The sequence below is a fragment of the Aminobacter sp. AP02 genome (assembly GCF_003148805.1).
Taxonomy (GTDB): Bacteria; Pseudomonadota; Alphaproteobacteria; order Rhizobiales; family Rhizobiaceae; genus Aminobacter.
The window spans coordinates 397,006-419,525 of the sequence record NZ_QGGX01000001.1 but is presented as its reverse complement, the minus strand read 5'-3'; the positions used below and the strand labels follow the sequence as shown (position 1 = coordinate 419,525).

The 22,520-nt window shown below is 62.0% G+C and carries 19 protein-coding genes and 1 riboswitch; of the genes, 10 read left to right on the top strand and 9 right to left on the bottom strand.

Annotation, left to right across the window (positions count from 1 at the left end; genetic code table 11):
- The 5 genes from C8K44_RS01860 to C8K44_RS01840 all read right to left on the bottom strand — a co-directional run.
- Nucleotides 1-211: hypothetical protein (locus tag C8K44_RS01860; protein ID WP_146203897.1), on the bottom strand; the 211-nt coding region annotated here is incomplete at its 3' end.
- Nucleotides 212-221: 10 nt separating this feature from the next.
- Nucleotides 222-1,475 carry a D-amino acid dehydrogenase gene (locus tag C8K44_RS01855; RefSeq protein ID WP_109574033.1) on the bottom strand — a complete coding sequence of 418 codons (1,254 nt, stop codon included), beginning with the start codon at nucleotides 1,473-1,475 and terminating at the stop codon, nucleotides 222-224.
- A gap of 137 nt (nucleotides 1,476-1,612) precedes the next feature.
- A riboswitch (glycine riboswitch) is annotated at nucleotides 1,613-1,715 on the bottom strand.
- A 63-nt stretch (nucleotides 1,716-1,778) separates the two neighbouring features.
- Complete coding sequence (locus C8K44_RS01850) at nucleotides 1,779-3,218, bottom strand: amidohydrolase family protein (RefSeq protein WP_109574032.1); 1,440 nt, start codon at nucleotides 3,216-3,218, stop codon at nucleotides 1,779-1,781.
- Between the two features lie 121 nt (nucleotides 3,219-3,339).
- Nucleotides 3,340-4,512 carry a Xaa-Pro peptidase family protein gene (locus C8K44_RS01845; protein WP_109574031.1) on the bottom strand — a complete coding sequence of 391 codons (1,173 nt, stop codon included), beginning with the start codon at nucleotides 4,510-4,512 and terminating at the stop codon, nucleotides 3,340-3,342.
- A 35-nt stretch (nucleotides 4,513-4,547) separates the two neighbouring features.
- Nucleotides 4,548-5,708 carry an enolase C-terminal domain-like protein gene (locus C8K44_RS01840; RefSeq protein WP_109574030.1) on the bottom strand — a complete coding sequence of 387 codons (1,161 nt, stop codon included), beginning with the start codon at nucleotides 5,706-5,708 and terminating at the stop codon, nucleotides 4,548-4,550.
- A gap of 161 nt (nucleotides 5,709-5,869) precedes the next feature.
- Here C8K44_RS01840 and C8K44_RS01835 point away from each other — a divergent pair, with 161 nt between their 5' ends.
- Complete coding sequence (locus C8K44_RS01835; RefSeq protein ID WP_109574073.1) at nucleotides 5,870-6,166, top strand: hypothetical protein; 297 nt, start codon at nucleotides 5,870-5,872, stop codon at nucleotides 6,164-6,166.
- A gap of 207 nt (nucleotides 6,167-6,373) precedes the next feature.
- Here the strand turns inward: C8K44_RS01835 and C8K44_RS01830 are convergent, their stop codons facing one another.
- From C8K44_RS01830 to C8K44_RS01820, 3 genes are all read right to left on the bottom strand, one after another.
- A complete protein-coding gene (locus tag C8K44_RS01830) occupies nucleotides 6,374-7,756 on the bottom strand; it encodes an AcvB/VirJ family lysyl-phosphatidylglycerol hydrolase (RefSeq protein ID WP_158282700.1) in 1,383 nt (460 codons plus the stop codon).
- Between the two features lie 31 nt (nucleotides 7,757-7,787).
- Nucleotides 7,788-10,397: a bifunctional lysylphosphatidylglycerol flippase/synthetase MprF gene (gene mprF, locus C8K44_RS01825; protein ID WP_109574028.1), complete on the bottom strand. Its 2,610-nt coding sequence runs from the start codon at nucleotides 10,395-10,397 to the stop codon at nucleotides 7,788-7,790.
- A gap of 266 nt (nucleotides 10,398-10,663) precedes the next feature.
- Nucleotides 10,664-10,960 (bottom strand): helix-turn-helix transcriptional regulator, encoded by a 297-nt coding sequence (locus C8K44_RS01820; RefSeq protein WP_109574027.1) that lies wholly within the window; start codon nucleotides 10,958-10,960, stop codon nucleotides 10,664-10,666.
- A gap of 90 nt (nucleotides 10,961-11,050) precedes the next feature.
- Between C8K44_RS01820 and C8K44_RS01815 the strand changes: the two genes are divergently transcribed.
- The 6 genes from C8K44_RS01815 to mnhG are packed head-to-tail and all read left to right on the top strand — an operon-like array spanning nucleotide 11,051 to nucleotide 17,096.
- The gene (locus C8K44_RS01815) at nucleotides 11,051-13,975 is read left to right on the top strand and encodes a monovalent cation/H+ antiporter subunit A (RefSeq protein ID WP_109574026.1); all 2,925 of its coding nucleotides are present in this window, start codon (nucleotides 11,051-11,053) and stop codon (nucleotides 13,973-13,975) included.
- Nucleotides 13,975-14,313: a Na+/H+ antiporter subunit C gene (locus C8K44_RS01810; RefSeq protein ID WP_109574025.1), complete on the top strand. Its 339-nt coding sequence runs from the start codon at nucleotides 13,975-13,977 to the stop codon at nucleotides 14,311-14,313. The genes C8K44_RS01815 and C8K44_RS01810 overlap by 1 nt, the downstream gene beginning before the upstream one ends.
- Nucleotides 14,313-15,956 carry a monovalent cation/H+ antiporter subunit D gene (locus tag C8K44_RS01805; protein WP_109574024.1) on the top strand — a complete coding sequence of 548 codons (1,644 nt, stop codon included), beginning with the start codon at nucleotides 14,313-14,315 and terminating at the stop codon, nucleotides 15,954-15,956. The genes C8K44_RS01810 and C8K44_RS01805 overlap by 1 nt, the downstream gene beginning before the upstream one ends.
- Nucleotides 15,953-16,435 carry a Na+/H+ antiporter subunit E gene (locus C8K44_RS01800; RefSeq protein WP_109574023.1) on the top strand — a complete coding sequence of 161 codons (483 nt, stop codon included), beginning with the start codon at nucleotides 15,953-15,955 and terminating at the stop codon, nucleotides 16,433-16,435. The genes C8K44_RS01805 and C8K44_RS01800 overlap by 4 nt, the downstream gene beginning before the upstream one ends.
- Nucleotides 16,432-16,713 (top strand): K+/H+ antiporter subunit F, encoded by a 282-nt coding sequence (locus C8K44_RS01795; RefSeq protein ID WP_109574022.1) that lies wholly within the window; start codon nucleotides 16,432-16,434, stop codon nucleotides 16,711-16,713. Before C8K44_RS01800 ends, C8K44_RS01795 begins: the two co-directional genes overlap by 4 nt.
- Nucleotides 16,710-17,096: a monovalent cation/H(+) antiporter subunit G gene (gene mnhG / locus C8K44_RS01790; protein ID WP_109574021.1), complete on the top strand. Its 387-nt coding sequence runs from the start codon at nucleotides 16,710-16,712 to the stop codon at nucleotides 17,094-17,096. The genes C8K44_RS01795 and mnhG overlap by 4 nt, the downstream gene beginning before the upstream one ends.
- Nucleotides 17,097-17,567: 471 nt before the next feature.
- On the opposite strand, the gene C8K44_RS01780 is transcribed toward mnhG, so the two are convergent.
- A complete protein-coding gene (locus tag C8K44_RS01780; protein WP_109574072.1) occupies nucleotides 17,568-18,551 on the bottom strand; it encodes an aldo/keto reductase in 984 nt (327 codons plus the stop codon).
- 189 nt (nucleotides 18,552-18,740) lie between these two features.
- Here C8K44_RS01780 and C8K44_RS01775 point away from each other — a divergent pair, with 189 nt between their 5' ends.
- From C8K44_RS01775 to C8K44_RS01765, 3 genes are all read left to right on the top strand, one after another.
- Complete coding sequence (locus C8K44_RS01775) at nucleotides 18,741-19,760, top strand: GntR family transcriptional regulator (RefSeq protein WP_109574019.1); 1,020 nt, start codon at nucleotides 18,741-18,743, stop codon at nucleotides 19,758-19,760.
- A 36-nt stretch (nucleotides 19,761-19,796) separates the two neighbouring features.
- Complete coding sequence (locus C8K44_RS01770) at nucleotides 19,797-21,338, top strand: ABC transporter substrate-binding protein (RefSeq protein ID WP_109574018.1); 1,542 nt, start codon at nucleotides 19,797-19,799, stop codon at nucleotides 21,336-21,338.
- Between the two features lie 200 nt (nucleotides 21,339-21,538).
- A complete protein-coding gene (locus tag C8K44_RS01765; RefSeq protein ID WP_109574071.1) occupies nucleotides 21,539-22,519 on the top strand; it encodes an ABC transporter permease in 981 nt (326 codons plus the stop codon).
- Nucleotide 22,520 lies beyond the last annotated feature (1 nt).

The following is a 22,520-nucleotide window of genomic DNA, read 5'->3' as shown; positions in this document are numbered from 1 at the left end:
TGAGCTGGAAGTCGTCGCGCTTTTCGAGCAGCGCCCGGTTCTTCGGGCCAAGATCATGCACGATATCGGCAAAACCCTCCCAGAACTTTCCAGCATCGACCCCAGTCCCCGGCAGGGCCTCCGAAACAACAAAGTCGTGAAGTTCGCGAGATACGCGAAGGCCAAAAAGCGAGATCCTGCCGTCAATACGGTTCATCATGTTCATCATCATAACTCCCCGGTCAGGCCGCGATCGCGGTGTCGGTGTGGAACTCGCTCGAAATCGTCTCGGCTATCATCTGGGCGGTCGCAGCCGAAAGCGTCCAGCCAAGATGGCCGTGGCCGGTGTTGTAGAACACGCCCTGCTGGCGGCCCTTGCCGACCCGCGGCATCATGTTGGGCATCATCGGGCGGAGCCCGGCCCAGGGTACAACCCGGTTGGTATCGACACCGGGGAACAGCATGCGCATCCAGTCGACCAGCGGCCTGACGCGATCGTCACGGATGTCTCGGTTCATGCCGTTGAACTCGGCCGTGCCGGCAACGCGGAAACGCCCCGCGCCCAGGCGACTGGTGACGATCTTGGCGCGGTCGTCGAGCAGGCTGACCCAGGGCGCCGCAGCCTGGCTGCGCTCGTCGTCGAGGTGGACGGTGATCGAGTAACCCTTGACCGGATAGACATTGACGCGGTCACCCAGCATCGCCGCGAAATGGCGGCTGGCAGCGCCGGCGCAGACAACGATGCCGTCCGCCTCGACGATCCGGTAATCCGCCTGGCCCTCTGCGCCTGTCGCCGTGTAGCCGATGCAGAACACGCCGTTCTTGGCGATGCGGTCGACAGTTGCATCGAAGACGAAACGCGCGCCGCGCCGTTCGCAGGCCTTGGCGAGGCCGTAAGTGAATTTGTGGATGTCGCCAGTCGAATCCGACGGCGTATAGAAGCCGCCGTGGAAATCGCCATGCAGCGTCGGCTCGATCGACTTTACCTCCTCAGCCGTCACCGGCCGGCGGTCGAGACCGCCTTCGACCAGCATCGCATTGACCTTCAGCGCATGCTGGAAGCTTGGCTTGTCCCAGTAGAAGTGCAGGATGCCGCGCTGGACATGGTCGAAATCGATGTTTTCGCGCTCGGCGATGGCAAACAGGTGCTTGCGGGCTGCAATCGCCAGCCGCGTCGTCTCGACCGTGTTGTCGCGATAGTTGGCGATGTTGGAGACGAACTCGGCCAGCCAGGCATATTTGTGCCAGGTCGGCTTCGGGTTCATCAGCAGCGGCGCGTCGCTGCGCAGCATCCACTTGATGCCCTTGAGCAGGGTCGACCAGTGGTTCCAGACCTCGGCATTGGAGGCCGACAGCTGACCGCCATTGGCGAACGACGTTTCCATCGCGGCGTAACGCTGGCGGTCGATGACGGTGACAGAATAGCCGCGCTCAAGCAGCGCATAGGCAGTGGTCACGCCGGTGATACCGGCGCCGATAACGGCAATATGGGGCATTCCTCTCTCCGCGAACAAGGTTGGGAGCGGGCCGAAACCCGCCGTTTTTCCCCAATCTGTCGCTGTACCTGAGAGCTTAACCGCGATGGCGCGGCTTTCCCCTTCGGTGGACGCTCGAGGCGTCTCTCTCCAGATCGTTCAGCTGCATGGTCACTGTTGCCTGAGAGTTTCCTGGGGGGTTGCTCCGTCGGCGTCGGCCGGTGTCGTCTCGCAGCGGCCGATCTCTCCCATGCAGCCTCAGAACGCATTGCTTCTACAGGCTGGCCAGCGCTTCCGCAACGGCAGTCGCGGAAGCGCCTGACATCAGTTGCCTTCGTCGTACAGGGTCGTGGTCGTCTCGACGCCATGCTCGTGCAGGCCGGCGCGCACCACGGCTGCTGCCGCCAATTCGCGCGCCTTGCGACGGATGGAGGGTTCGTCGACACCCTGCACCTTGCCGTCGGCATAAAGCACCTTGCCATCGACCCAGGTTTGGGTGATCGAGGCGGTCGAGGCCGAAAATACCAGCGCCTGCAGCGGATCGTAGAACGGCGTCCACTCGACATGGTCGAGATCGAACAGGATGAAGTCGGCCTTCTTGCCGATCTCGAGCGAGCCGATCTCGTCGTCCCACATCAGGGCGCGCGCGCCTTCGATGGTCGCGGCACGCAGCGCCTGGCGCGCGGTGAACACGTCAGGCTGCATGCGAGCATCCTTGAACATGCCGGCAACGACCAACATCTGCCGCATCAGGTTCATGTTGCCGGCAGCCGAGACACCGTCAGTGCCGAGGCCGACCTTGACGCCGGCCTTGACCATCTCCGGGTACTTGCCGATCGCGGTAGCGCCCTTGCCGAGCTTGAACGACGAGCACGGGCAAAAGGCGACACTGGCGCCACGCTCGGCCAGGAGCTTGACCTCTTCATCAGAGACAGCGGCACCATGGGCGATGACCAGGTTCTTGCCGATGCCGCCGGCCTTGTCGATGCGGGTGATCGGCCAGCAGCCATATTTGCTTTCGCAGACCTTGGCCTCCTCGATCGAGGTCGCAAGGTGGTAGGTCGTGCCGACGCCGAGCTTTTCGGCGAGCTTGACGGCGCCGACATGCAGTTCGAGGCTGCATGGCTCCTTGCCCTCGATGTTGACCCAGCAGCGGGCGCGGCCGTCGAGCGTGTTGTTGTAGCGCAGCACGTTTTCCTCAAGCACCTTCAGCGCCGACTGCGCGTCGGGGAAGAAGTGGTGCTCGGCCATCTCCTCGGTCCAGCCGCGCGGCAGCTCGGACGGGCGGTTGTCGGCGGCATGGCGGCCGGTGATGCCGCGGATGCCGGTCTTGTCCATGGCGCGGATGACGATACCGGGATCATATTGCGAGCCCATGTCGAGGAAGCAGGTGGTGCCGCAGCGAAGCATCTCGGTGATTCCGAGCAGCGCGCCCCAATATTCGTCTTCCTCTGAAATGTGGGCGTAAAAGGGCTTGGCCCAGTGGAAAACCCAGGCGCGGGTGTTGAGATTGTCAGGGAAGACCGCGCGCGACAGGGTCTCCGACAGATGCACGTGGCTGTCGACGAAGCCCGGGCAGATGCCCAGCATCGTGCCGTCGATCACCTTGTCGAAGCTCTTGCCCTTGTGGCGCGTCGCCACCTCGTCGGCCTGGCCGATATCGGCGATGCGGTCGTTTTCAACCACCATGCTCGCGTTGCGCAGCACCGTATCGTTCTTGTCGACGGTGAAAGCGAAGTTCAGATTTTCGATCAGCGTGCGCATGCGGCTCCACCCAATTCCTTACCCACGGACCCTCCAGATCGCGTCGCCGGTCCGTGACGGCGGGCGATGGTTCTACGGCCGGGCCAACAATCATCCCGGCCGCCATTTCGCAAGCCACCGATCAGGCGACAGCCTTGACCTTGCCGCCCTGTTTGGCCGTGCCGCACAGGATCAGCCTGTCGGTGTCGGCGTAGTCGGACAGAAGCTCCGAACCCTTCGACGTCACCAGCAGCATGTCCTTGTTCTGCATGCCGTAGCCATAGCCGGTGTCGTAGCAGAGCGGCTCGAAGCCGAGCACCATGTTTTCTTCCAGCGGCGCGTCGCTGCCCGGCTTGCCCAGCACCGGCGTCAGGCCGAGATAGGGGTCCTCGTGCAGGTGAAGGCCGATGCCGTGGCCGACGAACGAGATCGGCGGCAGGCTGAGCTTGGCGAGCTTGGCGATGAAGGCATCGTAGATCTCGCGGCAGCTGGCGCCCGGCTTCACCTTTTCCATGATCTCATATTTGCACTCGACCAGGTGAGCCCAGATCTTGTCGGCCATGGGCGGCGCCTCGCCGACGATGGCCGTGCGGCACACGCCTGCCTGATAGCCGTTGATGACCGAGAAGATTTCGACGCGGCAGACATCGCCGCGCTTGAGGATACGGTCGGACGGGCCGACATTGGGCAGAACCGAGCGCTCGCCGGTGGCGACGATCAGAAGCTTGAAGTGCTCAGCGCCGAGCGAATAGACGTTACGGGTCAAATGCCCGGCAATGTCCATCTCGGAGTCGCCCGCATCGACGACGGCCAGCGTGTCGGTGATCGCCTGGTCGGCGATGCGCGACAGTTTGCTCAGCAGCGCGATCTCTTCCGCCGTCTTGATCTGGCGCAGCCGCGCCAGGATAGGCTCGGCATGCTCGAAGCGCGCTGCCGGCATGGCCGCGATCAGCCGGGCGAAGTCGCCGGCAGGCAGATAGTCCATCTCAAGGCCGATGCGCGCCTTGCCGAGGCCGAGGCCGGCAAGCTGGTCGGCCAGTACCAGCATCGGATCGTCGGAAAACTCGGCCCAGATGCGGGCCGGCATGTCGGGCAGCCGGCGCTTGATCGTCGATGCTTCCATGTCGACGCCGAAGATCGCGGTACGGCCATCAGCGGTGACAATGGTCATCGCGTGGCGGTGGCGGATCAGCGGCTGCGACGGCACGACGAAGCCGGCCGTGTAGGCGAAGTTTTCAGGCGACGAGCAGATGATGGCGTCGAGCCCATGCTCGGCCATTGCCCTCACCTGCTTGGCTACGATTTCTGCCCGCATGATTTGTTCCTCTCCTTGAGATTCTTGACCGGCGCTCAGTCGCGCACGCGGTATTTTTCGACCTTGGCAAGGTCGACATCGATGCCCATGCCGGGCCCTGACGGCACGACGACCGCGCCGTCGACGACCTGCATCGGCGCGACCAGCAGGTCGTCCTTGTAGTAGATGCCGCCGACCTGGCCGTGCTGTGCCTCGGCCGGGGTCGATATGGGGATGACGCAGGACAGCGTCGCCGCCGGCGAAGCGGCCGCGACCTGGACGTTGGCAAGGTTGCCGATGCCTGTTTCAATCGAGCCGTTGACGTTGCAGATGATGCCGGCGGCGCGGCAGACCGCACCGACTTCCATGGCCTTGTAGAGACCGCCGGCCTTGGTGGTGTAGATCGAGATGATCTGGATGCCGCCGTTCTGGATGATCTGGATGGCGTCATGCGGGTTCCAGGCCGACTCGTCGGCCATGACGGGCGCGTCGATGCGGCGGCCGACCTCGGCGATGCGCTCGATACCCATCACCGGCTGCTCGACATATTTGAGCCGGTACTTTTCCATCTGGCGTACGGTCTGCACCGCCTCGCCCGGGGTCTTGTAGCCCTCGTTGGCGTCGACGCAGATCTCCATCGCCTCGCCCGCTGCTTCGCGGACGGCGGCAACCATCTTGACGTCGCGCGCCGGGTCGACACCGATCTTGACCTTGATCGTCCTGATGCCTTCTGCCGCGAGCTTGGCCGCCTCGACCTTGGCCTCCTCGATCGAGATCAGGCCGATCGAATGGGTGATAGCGACCTTGTCGCGCGCCTTGCCGCCGAGCAGCGTGTGGACGGGAACGTTCAGCCAGCGGCCTGTCAGGTCATAGGCCGCGAATTCGACGGCCGCCTTGGAATAGGGATAGCCGCGGATGATTGCGTCCATGCGGGCATGCAGCTCGGCGAAATTGCCGAGTTCGAGGCCGATGATTGCTGGCGCCAGGTAGGTTTCGATGACGGAGCGGGTGATCATGGCGGACTCGCCGAAGTAACGACCGAACTCGCCGCCCCAGTCCTTAAGCGCCGGCGCCTCGCCCCAGCCCACGCGGCCGTCGCTGTCGGTCATCTTGACCATGACATAGCGGCCGATGACCTCGGTGAGGCCGGCCCATTTGTGTTCGCGCCTCGTCGGCAGTTGGACAATCAGCGTTTCGATGGACTTGATCGTGGGCAACGTTTTGTACCTTCTTCATTGTCACCGGCGATGCGTCGCGCTACATTTGCGATCATCTAGTGTGATCACACTTTATGATCATATTTGTAGAGCGTCAAGCGCCACAGCAAATCGATTTTTCGAAAGCGCTGCTGTCAAAGCCGAATGAGGAGAAGAAGACGATGATCGTTGAAGCAACCAACTATTTCGCAAGAGACGGCCAGGCTGGTGCCGTGCTGCAGCAGCGGCGCAAGGCGACCGAGATCAGACGCGAGTTGGGACTGGACCCTGGCCGCATTCTGATCCGGCTCGAAGGAAACGGTCCAGATGTCAGATGGGAATGCAGCTTCGCCTCGCGCGAAGCCTACGAGGCCGATATGGCGGCCAGGGGCAGGTCTCAAGCGTTCGCCGACGCACGCAAGGCAATGCACATATTGCTCGAGCGTTTCGAGCGCCACGTCTACGAAGGAGACAGCTGACATCGGACAGCACTGCCGCCGCCGCGTCGAACTGGCCTGTCGTCTCGTCGAACTGGCCTGTCATCTCGTCGAACGTTCTTCGACCGGTCCAGCCCGCCAAAGATCATCAGCGGCGGGCTCATCGTAGGTCGCCAATTTGTCTGAGGGGCTGCTGTGCAATTCGCTACAGCGTTGTCGCACGCGTCGTCCGTCAAAACTTGGATAACTCTAGCCAGCCTGCTCCCGCCGCTTCATCGCGATGAGGATCTGGGCGGTGAGGCCCTTGTAGTCGCCGTCGAAATGATGATCGCCTGCGACCTTCAGTTTCTCAATGGCAGACAGGCTCGGGTCTTCGCAAGCCGTCTCCGGTTCATCCGTGCCATAGACGCACAGCACACGATCCTGCGGCAGTGCCGCGATGGCCGGCGCGACATCGCGGTCGCCGCCGAGACCGAGCCAGTTCTCCATCGTAACTTGGAAAGGCGTCGTCTTTTCGGTGCCGAGAAGGCCGATGAAATCTATCCGGCGGCGAACATCATCCGGCAAATATTGCCATGCGAAGGGCGTGACATCTGCACCGAAGGAATAACCGAGCAGCGCCACTGGCAACTTGCCCGAAGGGTCGGCCTCACGGACGATGGAAGCCATGTCCTTCGCCACCTTGTCGGGCTGCCGGATCGACCAGAAATAGCGCAGCGAGTCGACGCCAACCACGTGAATGCCTTCCGCTGCAAGCTGTTCGCCGACGCTTTTGTCGATATCGCGCCAGCCACCGTCACCGGAATAAAACAGCGCGAGGCGTGTCGGGGTGCCTGTGGGAGAAATATCGACCACCGGCAGTGCCTTGCTGCCCGCATCGGCGGCAGCGATATCGGCAATCGCGTCCACACCAAGTTCCAGCCGATCTTCCAGGGTCGCGGCGGTTTTTGTTTCGAGCCTGAAATTGCCGCCCGAAGTGCCTCCGTCCGGCTGAGCCGTCGCCGATGCATTGGCCGTGATCATCACTCCGGGTGAGGGCAACAGCGTGTCAAGTGCGTAGCTGAAGCCGCCTGTGGCAATCGCGGTGGGAACTGCTCCCTCACAGACCGGGACAGCCGTCTTCAGCGCCTCTGCAGGATCGATGGAAACTGCCCCAGCCAGGGTAGCAGCCGGCGCGTCTGCGAGTGCCGCGTGGGCAAGCGTTGCGCCTTCCCCGACGCCGACAACGACGGGATGAAGGTAGTGATGGCTGTCGATCAGCCGCTGGGCTTCCTTGGAAAGACCCTCGAGGTCGGAACCGAGATAGATGCACTCGCCGGGGTCGGTGTCGAGAAGCGGTCGCCAGGCATCGAGATTGACAGACAGCACGGCGATGTCGCGGCGCTCCAGGTCACGGGCAAGCTTGCCCGCACTGCCATCGCGATCATCGGCGCCGGATACGAGGATCGCCAGCCCTTGCACCTTTCCCACAGGGGGCTGCATCGGTATGGCGTTCAGGCGTCCGTAACTCACAGTAACGGTTGGCGGCAGGTAGCCAGCCTCTCGCCGGATTTCCGGCCAGAACCAGGCCGCCGCGGCGATGCCGAGCACAGCGATCCCCAGGACGCCAATCAGGACCAGACGCTTTCTCATGACAAAGCTCCGCATGAATTGAACATGTCGCCTATTTGCGCTTTCCGATCAGTGGACGGCCACTGATCAGCGTGGTCACGTCGAAAAGTGCTCTCGGAGTATCCAGGGCCGGTGGGCAGATCAGGTAATTGGCGCTCCACACCGGATCGAATTTGTCCTTGAAGGCGCGCAGGCCGTCGAAACGATAGAATTCCTGGCCCTTCTGGTACAAAAGCGAGCCGAATCGGTTCCAGCGCGATGCCGAGCGGTGGTCGGTTAATCCGGACAGGGGCGCGACCCCAAGGTTGAACCAGCGGTAGCCCTCGGCCTTCGCAGCCATCATGATCTTGGTGAAAAGCGCATCCATCATTACCTTGCAGTCGTCGTGCCGGTAGCGCATCAGATCGACGGCGACCTCATTGCGATCGCCGCTTCGCCACAGATTGGCGAAGGCGACGATGCGATCACCGCGCTTCAGCACGGCAACGTCGAAGCGGCTCAAATAGTCGGCATTGAAAAAGCCAAGCGAAAAGCGCTTCTCGCTGCCTGATTTCAGCGTCAGCCACTCGTCGGAGACGGCACGCAATTGGGCCATGATCCCAGGGACGTCCGCTTTGGCAACGATCTCGAAGGTCAGGCCGTCTTTTTCCACGCGCCGGTCGGCATAGCGCAGTGGCTGGCGTTTGGGGCCTTCGAGCGTGAACGCGGCGAGGTCGACGCGCGCCACCTCGCCAAGCTTCAAGGCAACCAGCCCCATGTCCAGGAACATCGGCAATCGCTGCGGACCGACTTCGTAGAACACCGTGCGCAGGCCCGAGCGATCGGCCAGTTCATGGAAGGACCAGGCAAGCGCGGTCACCGCCTCTTCGGTGCCTACCGGCTCGCCCATCGAGATCAGACTACCGCCCGAACGCTGGTACATGACGAACCCCTCTCCGTCGGCCGCAAGAAGGAAGCGCTTGTCGCCTAGAAGGGCCAGCGCCGCTGCCGATAAGGGAGCATCGGCGACCAGTGCAGGCACGCGTTCGGGAATCCGCCCCTGGGGCGCGAGCGTCAGGACGCGGCGGTTGATGAGCGTATCGACGAGAACCGCGAGAAGCAGCGTGACAATGACCACGCTGGCGCGCAGCATGCGGGGCGCATCGCCGTCGAATGCGAATTCCCACCAGAGCTGGCTGCTGTATTCGACATGGCGGAAGGCGAAAAATCCGAGCCATATGCAGGCACACAACGTCGTGCCGACGCTGGCGAGCCACCCCCAGGAGAGGTGCATGTCGGCGCTCAGCGGACGCCGGTAGAACGAGTCTCGGAAAACATAGAGCGTCAGAGTCATCAGCGACAGGACAAGGGCTTCTTCCCAGTCGAGCCCTTTGGCCAGGGAGAATACAGCGCCGCTGATGAAGAGTACCAGCGCGGCGAGCCAGGCGCGGCGCAACCGCTTGGCAAGGCCGCGTGCAACGATGAGCAGGGCCACTGCAACGAAGCTCGCGCCGAGATGGGACATCTCGACAAATGGCAGCGGAATGAACTCGGAAAGCGTGTCGATACGTTCAGCAAGGCTGGGCGTCAGCGCCGAGATCAGGATCATCGTCGCGCCGGCAAAGGCGATGCCGGCCGAAAGCGGGGGGATCAAAGGCTCCAGCAGCAGCGAAGCGGCGCTGGCAGGGCCAGCGAGGCGGTGCCGGTGGCGCAGGATTTCGGAGACGAGCAGGCCAACTACCGCCACGACGAACGGCAGCAAGGTGTAGATGATGCGGTAGACGACCAGCCCTGCGAGCGCTTCGGAATTGCCGCCGAGGCCGAGCCCGGCGACGATCATTGCTTCGAAGGCACCGATGCCTCCCGGTGCATGGCTGACGATGCCTAAGATCACCGCGACGACATAGACGAGTATGAAGGCTGAAAAACTTCCGACACTTCCCGAAGGCAGAAGCACGTAGAGACAGGCAGCAGCAGCGGCCAGATCGACAAGGCCCGCGGCGATCTGCACAAGCGCGCCGCGCGAGGAAGGTAGCCTAAGTGAAATCCGGCCAAACCCCAAGGTTCGCTGGCCTCGCGAAAGCCAAGCCACGAGGGCGGTGATCCCAACAAGGACGGCGAGGCCGATTGCCAGATCGAGTTCGGGTCCGAGCGTGGCGAGCCACGGCACCTGGCCCGGCTCGGCGACCATCGCCAGCGCTGCCATGATGGCGAAGGCAAACCAGATCGCAAACCACGAGGTGCCGACGATGCGGCCGATATCGGCAAGTTCGATGCCCTGCGCGGCATAGACGCGATAACGCAGTGCACCACCCGTCAGCAGCGAGAAGCCGAGCGCATTGGAGATCGCGTAACCGGCGGCACCCGCCATCGCCGACACGCGAGGCGGAATCCGGCCAGGAGCTATCGTTTCGACGGCGACGACGTCGTAGAACGCGACGGCAGCAAAACTGATGACAGTAAACAGGGTTGCCAGCAACAACGGCGCGACCGGGAAATTGTGCAGGTCGTTCTGAATCTCGGCCACCGAGATCGCATTGAGATGTTGGCTCAATACCCAAAGTGCAAAGATCGCGATGGCGACGCCGGCAAGCGGCAAGACAACCGTCGACCGGCGCTGCCAGGAAAACAGCTTGCCGCGTTCCGGCCGGATATCGAGGCACTCCGTTGCAGGCTTGTCCATGCGATGGCCTTCAATACACTCGCCGAATAGAGCTCGGCGGCGCTTACAGGCGACGCGAAAAGGGCTATTCTGCGGCGAATTCGGCCACGGAATTCATGGGAAAACTTAACTTTTCGTCATGTTTCGAAGGCCAGACTAACGCCGGCGGGAAAGCTGGCACGGCAGGTATGATTCTTCAGATCGCATTGACCGGTGCGCTCTCACCGACCAGCCGTTGCTTTGGCATGGTGATCGGGGCATCACGCTCTATTTCGCGCAAGCGGACGTCAGCCGTCGCTGAGAGGCGTGCCCACCACGCCCGACTTGGACCTGTGCTGCTTCGGGGCACGCGCGTGTAGCTTCAGACGGACACCTGGTCCTTCATGATCGGATGAAAGCAAGAGAACCCCGCCTTGCGTCAGCGCATCGACCAGCAAGCTCTCGGTCGTGCGGTGCAATGCATGGCGATGGCATTCGAAATCCTTGATCGTGCTGCGCGACACTCCGGCAAGTGCCGCGAGCTGTTCCTGCGTCCAGTTGAGCAGGCCGCGCGCGGCCCTGCATTGCTCAGGAAGTAGATTCATCGAATGAAGCCTTGCCGGATCACTTGAGAGTCAACCATAATGGGTGAAATCAAGCAATAGTTCCCACCCCCAGATGAGTGCCCACGAAAGATGACAGACGGAACATCATTGATATGGATGATCGTCTTGCCTTTCGTCGGCAGTGCCATTGCCGCGTTGTTGCCTACCAATGCACGGAATGCCGAAGCCTGGCTGGCTGGCGTCGTCACGCTCGTTACGCTGATCCTTGCATCGGCCAGCTATCCGGCGGTCGCGGCCGGCGACGCCATTCGCAGCAATATCGAATGGATCCCCTCACTTGGCCTCAACCTGTCCCTGCGCATGGACGGATTCGCCTGGCTTTTTGCCACCATGATCAGCGGCATCGGCTTTCTCGTGGTGCTGTATGCCCGCTACTACATGTCGCCGGAGGATCCGGTTCCGCGCTTCTTTTCGTTCTTCCTTGCCTTCATGGGCGCGATGCTCGGCGTCGTGCTTTCGGGCAATCTCATCCTGCTAGTGGTGTTCTGGGAACTGACCAGCGTCTTTTCGTTCCTGCTGATCGGCTATTGGCACCACAACGCCAATGCGCGCGATGGAGCACGCATGGCCTTGACCATCACCGGCATCGGCGGCCTGGGGCTGCTCGCCGGCGTGCTGCTCATCGGTCACATCGTCGGCAGCTACGATCTCGACCGCGTGCTGGCCTCCGGCGATCTCATCCGCTCGCACGATCTCTACGTGCCAGCAATTGTGCTCATCCTGCTTGGCACATTGACCAAGAGCGCCCAGTTCCCATTCCATTTCTGGCTGCCAAACGCCATGGCGGCCCCGACACCTGTGTCGGCCTACCTGCATTCGGCGACCATGGTGAAGGCCGGCGTGTTCCTGATGGCGCGGCTGTGGCCAGTGCTGTCGGGTTCCACCGAATGGTTCTGGATTCTCGGCTTCTGCGGAATGATGTCGCTTGCGCTGGGGGCCTATTTCGCCATCTTCCAGCAGGACATCAAAGGCCTGCTCGCCTATTCGACGATCAGCCACCTTGGCCTGATCACGCTGCTGCTCAGCCTGGGCAGCCCGCTCGGTGCTGTCGCCGCCATCTTTCACATGGTCAACCATGCCACTTTCAAGGCGTCGCTGTTCATGGCCGCCGGCATCATCGACCACGAATGCGGCACGCGTGACATTCGTCGGTTGAGCGGGCTTTTCCGGTTCATGCCGATCACAGCCACCCTTGCCATGGTGGCAAGTGCTGCCATGGCGGGCGTTCCCCTGCTCAACGGCTTCCTGTCCAAAGAGATGTTCTTCGCCGAGGCGATCGAAACCCATGCGATCTCTGTTCTCGACACTGCGGCACCTTATGTCGCCGTGTTGGCCAGCGCCTTTGCGGTCACCTATTCAATCCGCTTCATCCATGGCGTGTTCTTTGGGCCGCTACCGACCGACGTGCCCAGTGTGGCACCGCACGAGCCGCCATTCCTCATGCGGTTTCCGATCCTGCTCTTGGTTGTTGCCTGTCTGCTGGTCGGAACCATTCCTGCGCTGACGATCGGGCCGTTCCTGCATACCGCCGTCACTTCGGTGCTCGGCGCGCGTACCCCGGAATACAGCCTGGCCATCTGGCACGGCTTCAATCTGCCCTTGCTGATGAGTATCGTCGCGCTGATTGCCGGTGTCATTTTGTATCTCTTGTTAAAGGACTACCTGTCGCGCTGCGAAGAGGGTCCGCCGTTCTTCCGCCGCCTCAAGGGCCAGCGCATCTTCGAGCGCTTCATGGTCACGGTCTCGTGGCGCTGGGCGCGCTTTGTAGACTACCGCCTCGGTGCGCGCCGGCTTCAGCCGCAGTTGCGCCTGCTGGTGACAGTCGCTTTCGTTGCGGCCCTGTGGCCGCTCTACAGCCGGGGTTTCACGCCCGGCCGATTCACCTTGACGGGTGCCGATCCGGTCTTTGCCGGTGTCTGGGTGCTCGGCATCGTCTGCGCCCTCGGTGCGGCCTATCAGGCGAAGTTCCATCGGCTTGCCGCCCTGATCCTGCTGTCAGGTGCGGGGCTTGTCACCTGCATCACATTCGTTTGGCTTTCAGCGCCCGACCTCGCGGTCACCCAGCTTCTCGTTGAGATCGTGACCACGGTTCTCATCCTGCTTGGACTGCGCTGGCTCCCCAAGCGCGTCCAGGACGGCCCTACCATCGCCTCTGCCGTCCCAGGAGCGCGGCTGCGCCGCTTCCGCGATCTTGCTATCGCGGTTTCCGTCGGCGTCGGTGTGACGCTGATTGCCTATGCGGTGATGACACGCACGCCACCGCCCACAATCGCCGACTATTTCCTGGAAAAGGCATATAGCGAAGGCGGTGGACGCAATGTCGTCAACGTCATCCTGGTCGATTTCCGCGCGTTCGACACATTCGGCGAAATCACCGTACTCGCCATCGTCGCGCTGACGGTGTTTGCCTTGCTGCGCCGCTTCCGGCCTGCCCCCGATAGCGTCGATTCACCCGAACAGCAGCGAATCCAGACCGCCTTCGATGAGGCCCAGCCCGATCGCGAGACCGGCGAGACGATCATCGACTACCTGATGATTCCCGCCGTCATCATGCAGTGGCTGTTTCCTGTCATCATCATGTTCGCCGCGTATCTTTTCTTCCGCGGGCACGATCTGCCCGGCGGCGGCTTTGCGGCCGGCATCGCCATGGCGGCCGCCTTCATCCTTCAATACATGGCGGCGGGAACAAGGTGGGTCGAAGACCGCCTCAGGGTTTTGCCTGTGAGGTGGATCGGCCTTGGCCTGCTGTTGGCGGCATTCACCGGGGCCGGCTCCTGGCTGTTCGGCTACCCGTTCCTGACCTCGCATTCGCGTTATGTCGACCTGCCGCTGATCGGCGACATGCCCCTTGCCAGCGCCATATTCTTTGATCTCGGCGTGTTCTCGCTGGTCGTTGGCGCAACCGTGCTCATGCTGATTGCCCTTGCCCACCAGTCGATCCGCCGGCATCGCGTCGCCCGCACCATCGCTGCCGCAGACGAGGAGACCGCCTGATGGAACTGATTCTTGCCATCGGAATAGGTGTCTTTGTCGGCTCAGGCGTTTGGCTCTTGTTGAGGCCGCGCACCTATCAGGTCATCATTGGCCTTGCGCTCATTGCCTATGGCGTCAACCTCTTCATCTTTTCGATGGGGCGTTTGCAGATCAACGCAGCCCCAGTGCTGGCATCCGGCAGCGTCAATCCGGCCGATTATACCGATCCGATCCCGCAGGCGCTGGTCTTGACCGCCATCGTCATCGGCTTTGCCACTACGGCATTGTTTCTGGTCCTGCTTCTGGTTTCGCGGGGCCTTACCGGCAGTGACCATGTCGATGGCCGGGAGCCCAACTGATGTCCTGGGCGAACCATCTTGTGATCGCACCGATCCTGTTGCCCCTGGCGACAGGGGCCTTCCTGCTTGTGTTCGACGAACGGCGCCGTGCCTTCAAGGCGCTCGTCAGCCTCTTTGCGACCCTGGCCTTGCTGGTCGTCGCCACAACCCTCGTGACCTTCGCCGATACGGCACCGGAAACGGGCACCGCTGCCAACACGGTCTATCTGCTTGGCAACTGGGTGGCGCCGTTCGGCATCGTTTTGGTGCTCGACCGCCTGTCGGCGCTGATGCTGGTGCTGACATCGGTCTTGGCGATTGCGGCACTGACCTTTTCGCTCGCCCGCTGGCACAAGAGCGGCCCGCATTTCCACACCTTGTTCCAATTCCTGCTTATGGGATTGAACGGTGCCTTCCTTACCGGCGACCTGTTCAATCTCTTCGTCTTCTTCGAGGTTTTCCTAGCCGCATCCTACGGCCTGATCCTGCATGGATCCGGGTCACTCAGGGTCAAGGCCGGCCTGCACTACGTGGTGATCAATCTTGCCGGTGCATCGCTATTTTTGATCGGCGTCAGCTTGATCTACGGCGTCACCGGCACGCTCAACATGGCTGACCTTGCCATCCGCATCCCCATGGTCAGCGCCGACGACCGCATGCTGCTGGAAGCTGGCGCAGCGATCCTCGGCATCGCTTTTCTGATAAAGGCCGGCATGTGGCCGCTCGGCTTCTGGCTACCGACCGCCTACAGCGCGGCGGCCGCGCCCGTGGCGGCGATTTTCGCCATGCTGAGCAAGGTCGGCATCTACATCCTGCTGCGGTTGTCGTTGCTGTTGTTTGGTGCTGATGCAGGCGCATCCGCTGGTTTCGGCGAGCCTTGGCTGCTCTACGGCGGCATGGTCACCATCGCCTTCGGCGCCATCGGTGTCTTGGCGTCGCAAGCCATGGGACGCCTCGCTGGCTCCTATGTGCTGGTGTCGTCGGGCACGCTGCTTGCCGCCATCGGCATGTCCAATGTTTCGCTCACCGCCGGAGCGCTGTTCTATATGGTCAGCTCCACCCTGACGATCGCGGCTTTCTTCCTGCTCATCGAACTCGTCGAACGCGCCCAGGATCCCGCAGCCGACGTCCTCGCCGTCACCATGGAGGCCTATGGCGACGATATGGACGAGGAAGAGGAGGAGGACGAAATCGGCGTTGCCATTCCAGCAACCCTGGTCATCCTCGGGATTTGCTTCACCGGTGCCGCCCTGCTGTTTGCGGGCCTGCCCCCCCTGTCGGGCTTCATCGCCAAATTCGCCATGCTGACAGCGGTCTTCAATCCCGAAGGACTTGGTGCGAGCAGCGGTGGAATCTCGTTGACCACATGGGTGTTTGGCGCCCTGCTGATCCTTTCTGGCCTTGCAGCGATGATCGCCATGACACGCGCTGGTATCCGCACCTTCTGGGCACCGATCGAAGGCACGGTGCCCCGCGTGCTGGTCATGGAGTTCGCGCCCGTCGCGTTCCTGCTCATCTTGTGCGTCGGCCTCAGCGTCCAGGGTGGCAAAGTGATGGCCTATATGGATGCCACTGCGCGCTCCCTGCACGACCCCAGCAGCTACATCTCCGATGTCATGTCCGCGTCCAGCCTGCCCGGGCCCAAATCCGTGGAGGCCAAATGAACCGCTGGCTGCCTTACCCCGTTCTGACAGCTTCGCTGGTTGTCATGTGGCTGCTGCTCAACCGGTTTTCCCTCGGACACCTGATCCTGGGCAGTATCATCGCTCTTGGCGCGTCGCAGGCCATGTCGGCCCTCCAGCCGGCGCAGCCGAGAGTAAGGCGCTGGGACATGATTCCGCGACTGATCTGGGTGGTGTTCGTCGATATCTGCCATTCCAACATCGCGGTTGCCGGCATCATCCTGAAGGGACGGCGCAGGCAACGGGACTCGGGTTTCGTCACCATCCCGCTCGAACTGCGTGACCGCACCGGCCTTGCCGTGCTCGCCTGCATCGTCACCAGCACGCCCGGCACTGCCTGGCTTGAATACCATTCGGCCAACGGCCGGCTGTTGATCCACGTGCTCGATCTGGTCAACGAACAGGACTGGATCGACACGGTCAAACGCTACGAGAGCCTGTTGATGGAGATTTTCGAATGAGCGGTGTCATTCTCATCCTGGCCCTTACACTTTCCCAGATGCTGCTAGTCGCTGCCATGGCCTGCGCAATCTGGCGGCTTGTTCGTGGCCCGCGAGCTCAGGATCGCGTACTCGGGCTCGATGCGCTTTATGTGGCAGCCATGCTGGTGCTGCTGACGTTCGGCATCCGCACAGGTTCGACGACATACTTCGAAGCAGCCCTGGTGATTGCGCTTTTGGGCTTCGTTTCAACCGTCGCCTTGGCCAAATTCCTGATGCGCGGCGAGGTGATCGAATGAGCCACACTACCGATCTTCCGGCCTGGGTTGCCCTTATCGTTGCCTTTCTCCTGGTCTTGGGATCAGGATTGACGCTGCTGGGGGCAATCGGGCTCGTGCGTTTTCAAAGCTTCTATGAGCGCGTCCATGCGCCGACGCTCGGAACGACCTGGGGCGCTGGTGCGATCCTCATCGCCTCGATCATCTGCTTTTCCGTGCTGCAGTCACGGCCTGTCCTGCACGAAGTGCTGATCACGATCTTCGTGGTGGTGACGACGCCTGTCACCTTGATGCTCCTGGCACGTGCAGCGCTTTATCGCGACCGCACTGAAGGCACGCCGGGCGTGCCGCAATTCGAGGCAGCCGGGGAGCCGGGCGCCGAGCGCCCCGGAACGTCGGACTAGCCAGGCGTACTGCTTAGCCCCGCGCCTTCAGCGTCGAGGTCGAGCGCCAGGGAACGCCACGATCTTGGACTCCTTGTCCACTATATGTTCAGCGGTCAAGGTGGCATCGATAAGCAGGTACAAGGCCGCAAGCAGTTTGCGCGTCAAGTCGTCGTCGCCTGGCAGGTATTTGCACGCCTGTTCCAGATGACGCCGCGCTGTGGCGAAGTCCGATCGCATTCGATCCTCCTAACGCCTCCTCAACGGCAGCATGCTTCACGATGATTGTGAAACCGCCAACAAAACCGCTCGTATTTTAGTAAGATCGCATATTCGAAACGTGCCGCCGCCTTATCGTCAGCGTCGGCCTTTCAAGCCTGCCTATCGGCGTTTCGATGGTGCGATGAGACCCCGCTGGGGGTCTCATCGCATACCACTTTGTAGCCGCGCTCGTATTGCCGAGCGCCACTGCATGACAGCTAGACGGGTCGGTCAGACATGGCCTGCGACGTTCTTTGCGTTGTAGGGCGCCTCCATCTCGGCAACATCGGCGTCCGTCAGCTTGATATCCAGCGCGGCGAGCGCGTCGTCGAACTGGTGCAGCTTGGAGATGCCGACGATGGGGGCCGAAATGCCCGGTCGCGAAGCGACCCAGGCATAGGCGATCTGCGCCATCGGCCGGCCGTGGCGCTCGGCGACCTTGCGCACCGCATCGATCACCGCGTCGTCCTGGACGCGCGTCCGGTCATACAGCGCGTTAGCCGTGCCGTCGGTCTTTGCACGCAGCGTCGCAGCTTCATCTTCCTTACGGCGACCGGCCAAAAGGCCGCGTGCCAACGGGCTCCACGGGATGACGCCGACGCCTTCGGAGCGGCAGAGCGGCAGCATCTCGCGCTCCTCCTCGCGATAGATCAGGTTGAAGTGAGGCTGCATCGACACGAACTGCGCCCAGCCATGCTGGCGCTGCAGCCCTATCGCCTTCATGAACTGCCATGCGTGCATCGACGATGCCCCGAGATAGCGAACCTTTCCGGCACGCACCACGTCGTCGAGCGCGTCGAGCGTTTCCTCGAGCGGGGTGCCGTAGTCGAATCTATGCAGCTGGTAGAGGTCGATGTAGTCGGTGCCCAGCCGCTTCAGGCTTCCGTCGACAGCCTCGAACACATGCTTGCGCGACAGGCCGCGATCATTGGGGTCTGAACTCATCGGATTGTAGAGCTTGGTCGCCAGCACCAGCTTGTGGCGCGGAACCAAAGGCTTCAGCACCTTGGCCACCACCTCTTCGCTGGCGCCGTTCGAATACATGTCTGCCATGTCGAAGAAGTTGATGCCGTGCTCGACGGCCTTGGCGATGATCGGGACCGAGGCTTCCTCATCGAGCACCCAAGGTGCCCATTTTGATGAGCCGAACGACATGCAGCCCAGAGCGATCCGCGAAATCTTGAGACCCGAACGGCCCAGATTGACATATTCCATTAGTACACCTCTTGCGTCTTCGATCTGGCTAATCTTCGCATTTGTTGCCACCATCGCCCAGAAAAGTCCATAAAATTTCGAAATCTTGTATTTTTCCACAAAACTCAAAAAACGCTCACACTGGCAAATTGCCGTCTTGCGCAAAACGACTCTCGTGTTATCGTTGAGTGTATCAACTGAGTAGCACACGTGTTTGCAATCGACGCTTCCAGTATCGACAAGTCCCTGCCCGTCCCTGTCGGGACGCAGCTGCATGGCTTGCTCAATTACTCGCTGTCGTTTGGCGACATACCGCACGGCACGAAGCTGCAGTCCGTTCGCCAGCTTGCAGCAGAACTCGGCATCGCCCCGATGACGGTTGCGCATGTGTATCAGCAGTTGCGCGACGCTGGTCTGATCGAGATGCGGCAGGGGCTCGGCGCCTTCGTCGCCCACAGGAACTACAACATCGTCGCTGACAACGCGCCGGCGGCAGCATTGCGAATCGACATTGAAGTTCTGCTGGGCAAGGCCGAGCGCCTCGGCGTGCCGACGGCTTCGTTAGTCTCGATGATCAACGCGCAGTCGCAGCTGCGCAAGCCGAAGGCGGGCCTCAATGTGGTGTTCGTGGCCATCTTCGAGGGGCCTGGATACGACTACATCGAACAGATCCGCCCGGTCTTTGCTTCCGGCGACACGATATCACTGCTGACGCTTGATGGATTGCGGGCCGACGAGGCGTCACGGCAGGCTTGCCTGGGTGCTGACCTCGTACTGACTTTCCTCAATCGCGAAGCCGAAGTGCGGGAAGTCGTGCCCGACGCCAACATCCTGCCACTGCGCTTTCTACCTTCCGGGCAGACCCGGCAAGCGCTGGCAGTGCTCGATCCGCGATCGCGCGTGGCGGCGATCGCCCAGCTTCAGGACTACATCGCCGTCATGCGGCCAAGCGTGCGCGAATACGCGCCGCACGTCTCCGAGATCAAGGTAACTTGGTCGGCTGCACCCGACATTCGCGAGATCATCGCCGGCTCCGACGCGGTCATCTATGCGACCGGCGCCGACCACATCGCCGAAATGGTGCGGCCCGGCATCCCGTGTTTCGAATACCGGCATGCGCCCGATCCGGCGTCGGTCGAGAACCTGCTCGTTCCATATCTGAGCGAGCTCAGGCAGGCGAAAATTGCCGGAAACGAGCCGGGCTCCAGCGAGCCGGCCGCAGGCAAATGAGCTGAATCCAGACACTCAAAACAAGAAGGTTGGGGAATGAAAACGTTACTATCGACTGTAAGCGCTGTCGGGCTGGCACTGGCGGTATTTTCCGGCGGATCCTTTTCGGCGCAGGCGGCGGGAACCCTTGTCGTGGGCACCGACGTTGACGCCGGCACGCTCGACCCGCGTCTGGCCCGCGACTCCACCGCATACCGTGTCGCCGATCTGGTCTATGCCGGCCTGGTACACATCACGCCGAAGCTGGAACCGGTTCCCGACCTGGCCGAAAGCTGGGAGACGCCAGATCCGCAGACGTTCATCTTCAAGCTTAGGCCCGGACTGAAATTTTCCGACGGCTCGCCTCTGACGGCCGACGACGTTGTCTTTACCTATTCGACCTTGCTCAATCCGGACTTCAGCTCGCCGATCCGTGCCCTGTTCACGCCGGTCAAGGCGGTCACCGCTGTCGATGCGCAGACCGTCAAGTTCGAGTTGGCAGCTCCGTACGCGCCGCTGCTCACCTATCTCGATGTCGGCATCATCTCGAAGAAGGCCGCCGAAAGCGGACAGGACATCTCGACCAAGCCGGTCGGCGCTGGTCCGATGAAGCTCGCCTCCTGGAACCGCGGCAGCGACATCACGCTGGAGGCCAACCCGGACTACTGGCGCGGCGCCCCGTCCATCGACAAGGTCACCCTCAAGGTGATCGGCGACAATTCGGCTCGCGCGCAGGCCTTTGAAGCGGGCGACCTAGATGTCATCCAGTCGCCGCTTTCGCCGCAGGACATTACGCGCCTTGCCGGCGACGACCGCTTCGGCAACGTCAAGATGGCCGGGCTCGGGGTTACCTACCTCAACTTCAATGCGAAGGACCCGCTGCTTGCCGATCCCAAGATGCGGCAGGCCCTGTCGATGCTGGTCGACCAGCAGACCATTGTCAACGACATCTACCAGGGCGTCGACCAGGTTGCCTCATCCCTGATCCTACCTTCGTCCTGGGCCTATTCGGCCGATATCAAGCAGCCGACCTTCAACGTCGAGGGCGCAGTGAAGCTTCTCAACGAACTCGGCTGGAAGGACACCAACAGCGACGGCATCCTGGACAAGGACGGCAAGCCGCTCACGATCACGCTTGCCACGCACAGCGAGGACCCGAACCGGGTTCAGGCGCTCGAGTTCATGCAGGCAGTATTCCAGCAGGCGGGCGTGGAAGCAAAGGCGCAAATCTCCGACTGGCCGAGCTTCTCCACCAACTATGTGCAGCAAGGCAAACACCAGATCGCCCTGCTCGGCTGGCTTAACATCGTCGATCCGGATCGCCTGATGTACGCCCAGTTCACCACTGGCGGGCCTACCAATTGGGGTGGTTATTCCAACGCGGAAGTAGACACGCTGCTCAACGAGGGGCGTTCGACCCTTGATCAGGCCAAGCGGACCGAAGTCTACCAGAAGGCGGCGACCATTCTGGCCAGCGACCTGCCCTATTTCGTCATTTCCGATCAGGGCTACCAGATGTTCTACCAGAAGGACCTGCCAACCGAGGTCCAGGCGACCCCGCGCGGCTATCTGCGCGGCCTGATCGGCCTCAACGACTAAGCCGATGGGTCGGCCAACATCGCTCAGGCGCGTTGGCCGACCGCTTCCTTGGCGAGCGGCACATCTGCGAAACCCGTCGCCCAAGTGCTGCACGGGAGCGGGAATGGCTGCTTCACGCCGCACGCTAAAGTACGCAATGGTCGTCGCCTGATGGCCGGACAAACCGCCTTCAAATGGCTTCGGACAAAGGGACCGACCACATGATCGCCTATATCATACGCCGGCTGCTGCTGCTGATCCCGCTGGCCATAGGCATGGTGGTGGTGACTTTTGCATTGCTGCTGATCATTCCCGGCGATCCAGCCTCCGTACTGCTCGGACAGGAAGCGACGCCGGAAGCCATCGCCACGCTGCGCGCCAATCTGGGGCTGGACGATCCCTGGTACATCAGGCTGTGGGACTATTTCGCGGCACTCGCACATGGCGACATGGGACAGTCGATCTTCCAGAGCCAGCCGGTTTCAACCATCATCGCCGGTCGCCTGGCCGCAACGATCGAACTGGCCGTGGTCTCGCTTGTGCTGGCCACGATCCTGGGCCTGGTGCTCGGCGTGATCTCGGCGATCTGGCAGGGGTCGATCATCGACACCGCAACGATGCTACTCGCCCAGCTCGGCGTTTCGATGCCGGTCTATTGGCTCGGCCTGCTGCTGATGCTGCTGTTTGCCGTCAATCTCGGCTGGCTGCCGGCCATCGGTCGAGGCGAGCCGTTGCTCGACGCTCTGGCGGCGGCCCTTTCCGGCCGGCCCGAGGTGCTGATCAAGTCTCTTTCTCATATCGCGCTGCCCGCATTCGCGCTCGCGGTCAATTCCGCCGCCATCATCTCGCGCCTTGTCAGGACGTCGATGCTTGAAATCCTGCGCGAGGATTTCATCCGCACCGCCTATGCCAAGGGCCTACGCCGGCCACGCGTCATTGTCCGTCACGCATTGCGCAACGCGCTGCTGCCCGTGCTCAGCGTCATTGGCCTGCGTTTCGGTGCGCTTCTCGGCGGCGCGGTTTTGACCGAAACCATCTTCGCCTGGCCGGGACTGGGTCAGCTGACCATCTCGGCGATCTCGCAGCGCGACCTGCCGCTCATCCAAGGCATCGTTCTGACCTTCGCGATCATCTTCGCGCTGGTCAATCTGATCGTCGATCTCCTCTACGCGGCCGTCGATCCGCGCATTCGCCTGGGATAAT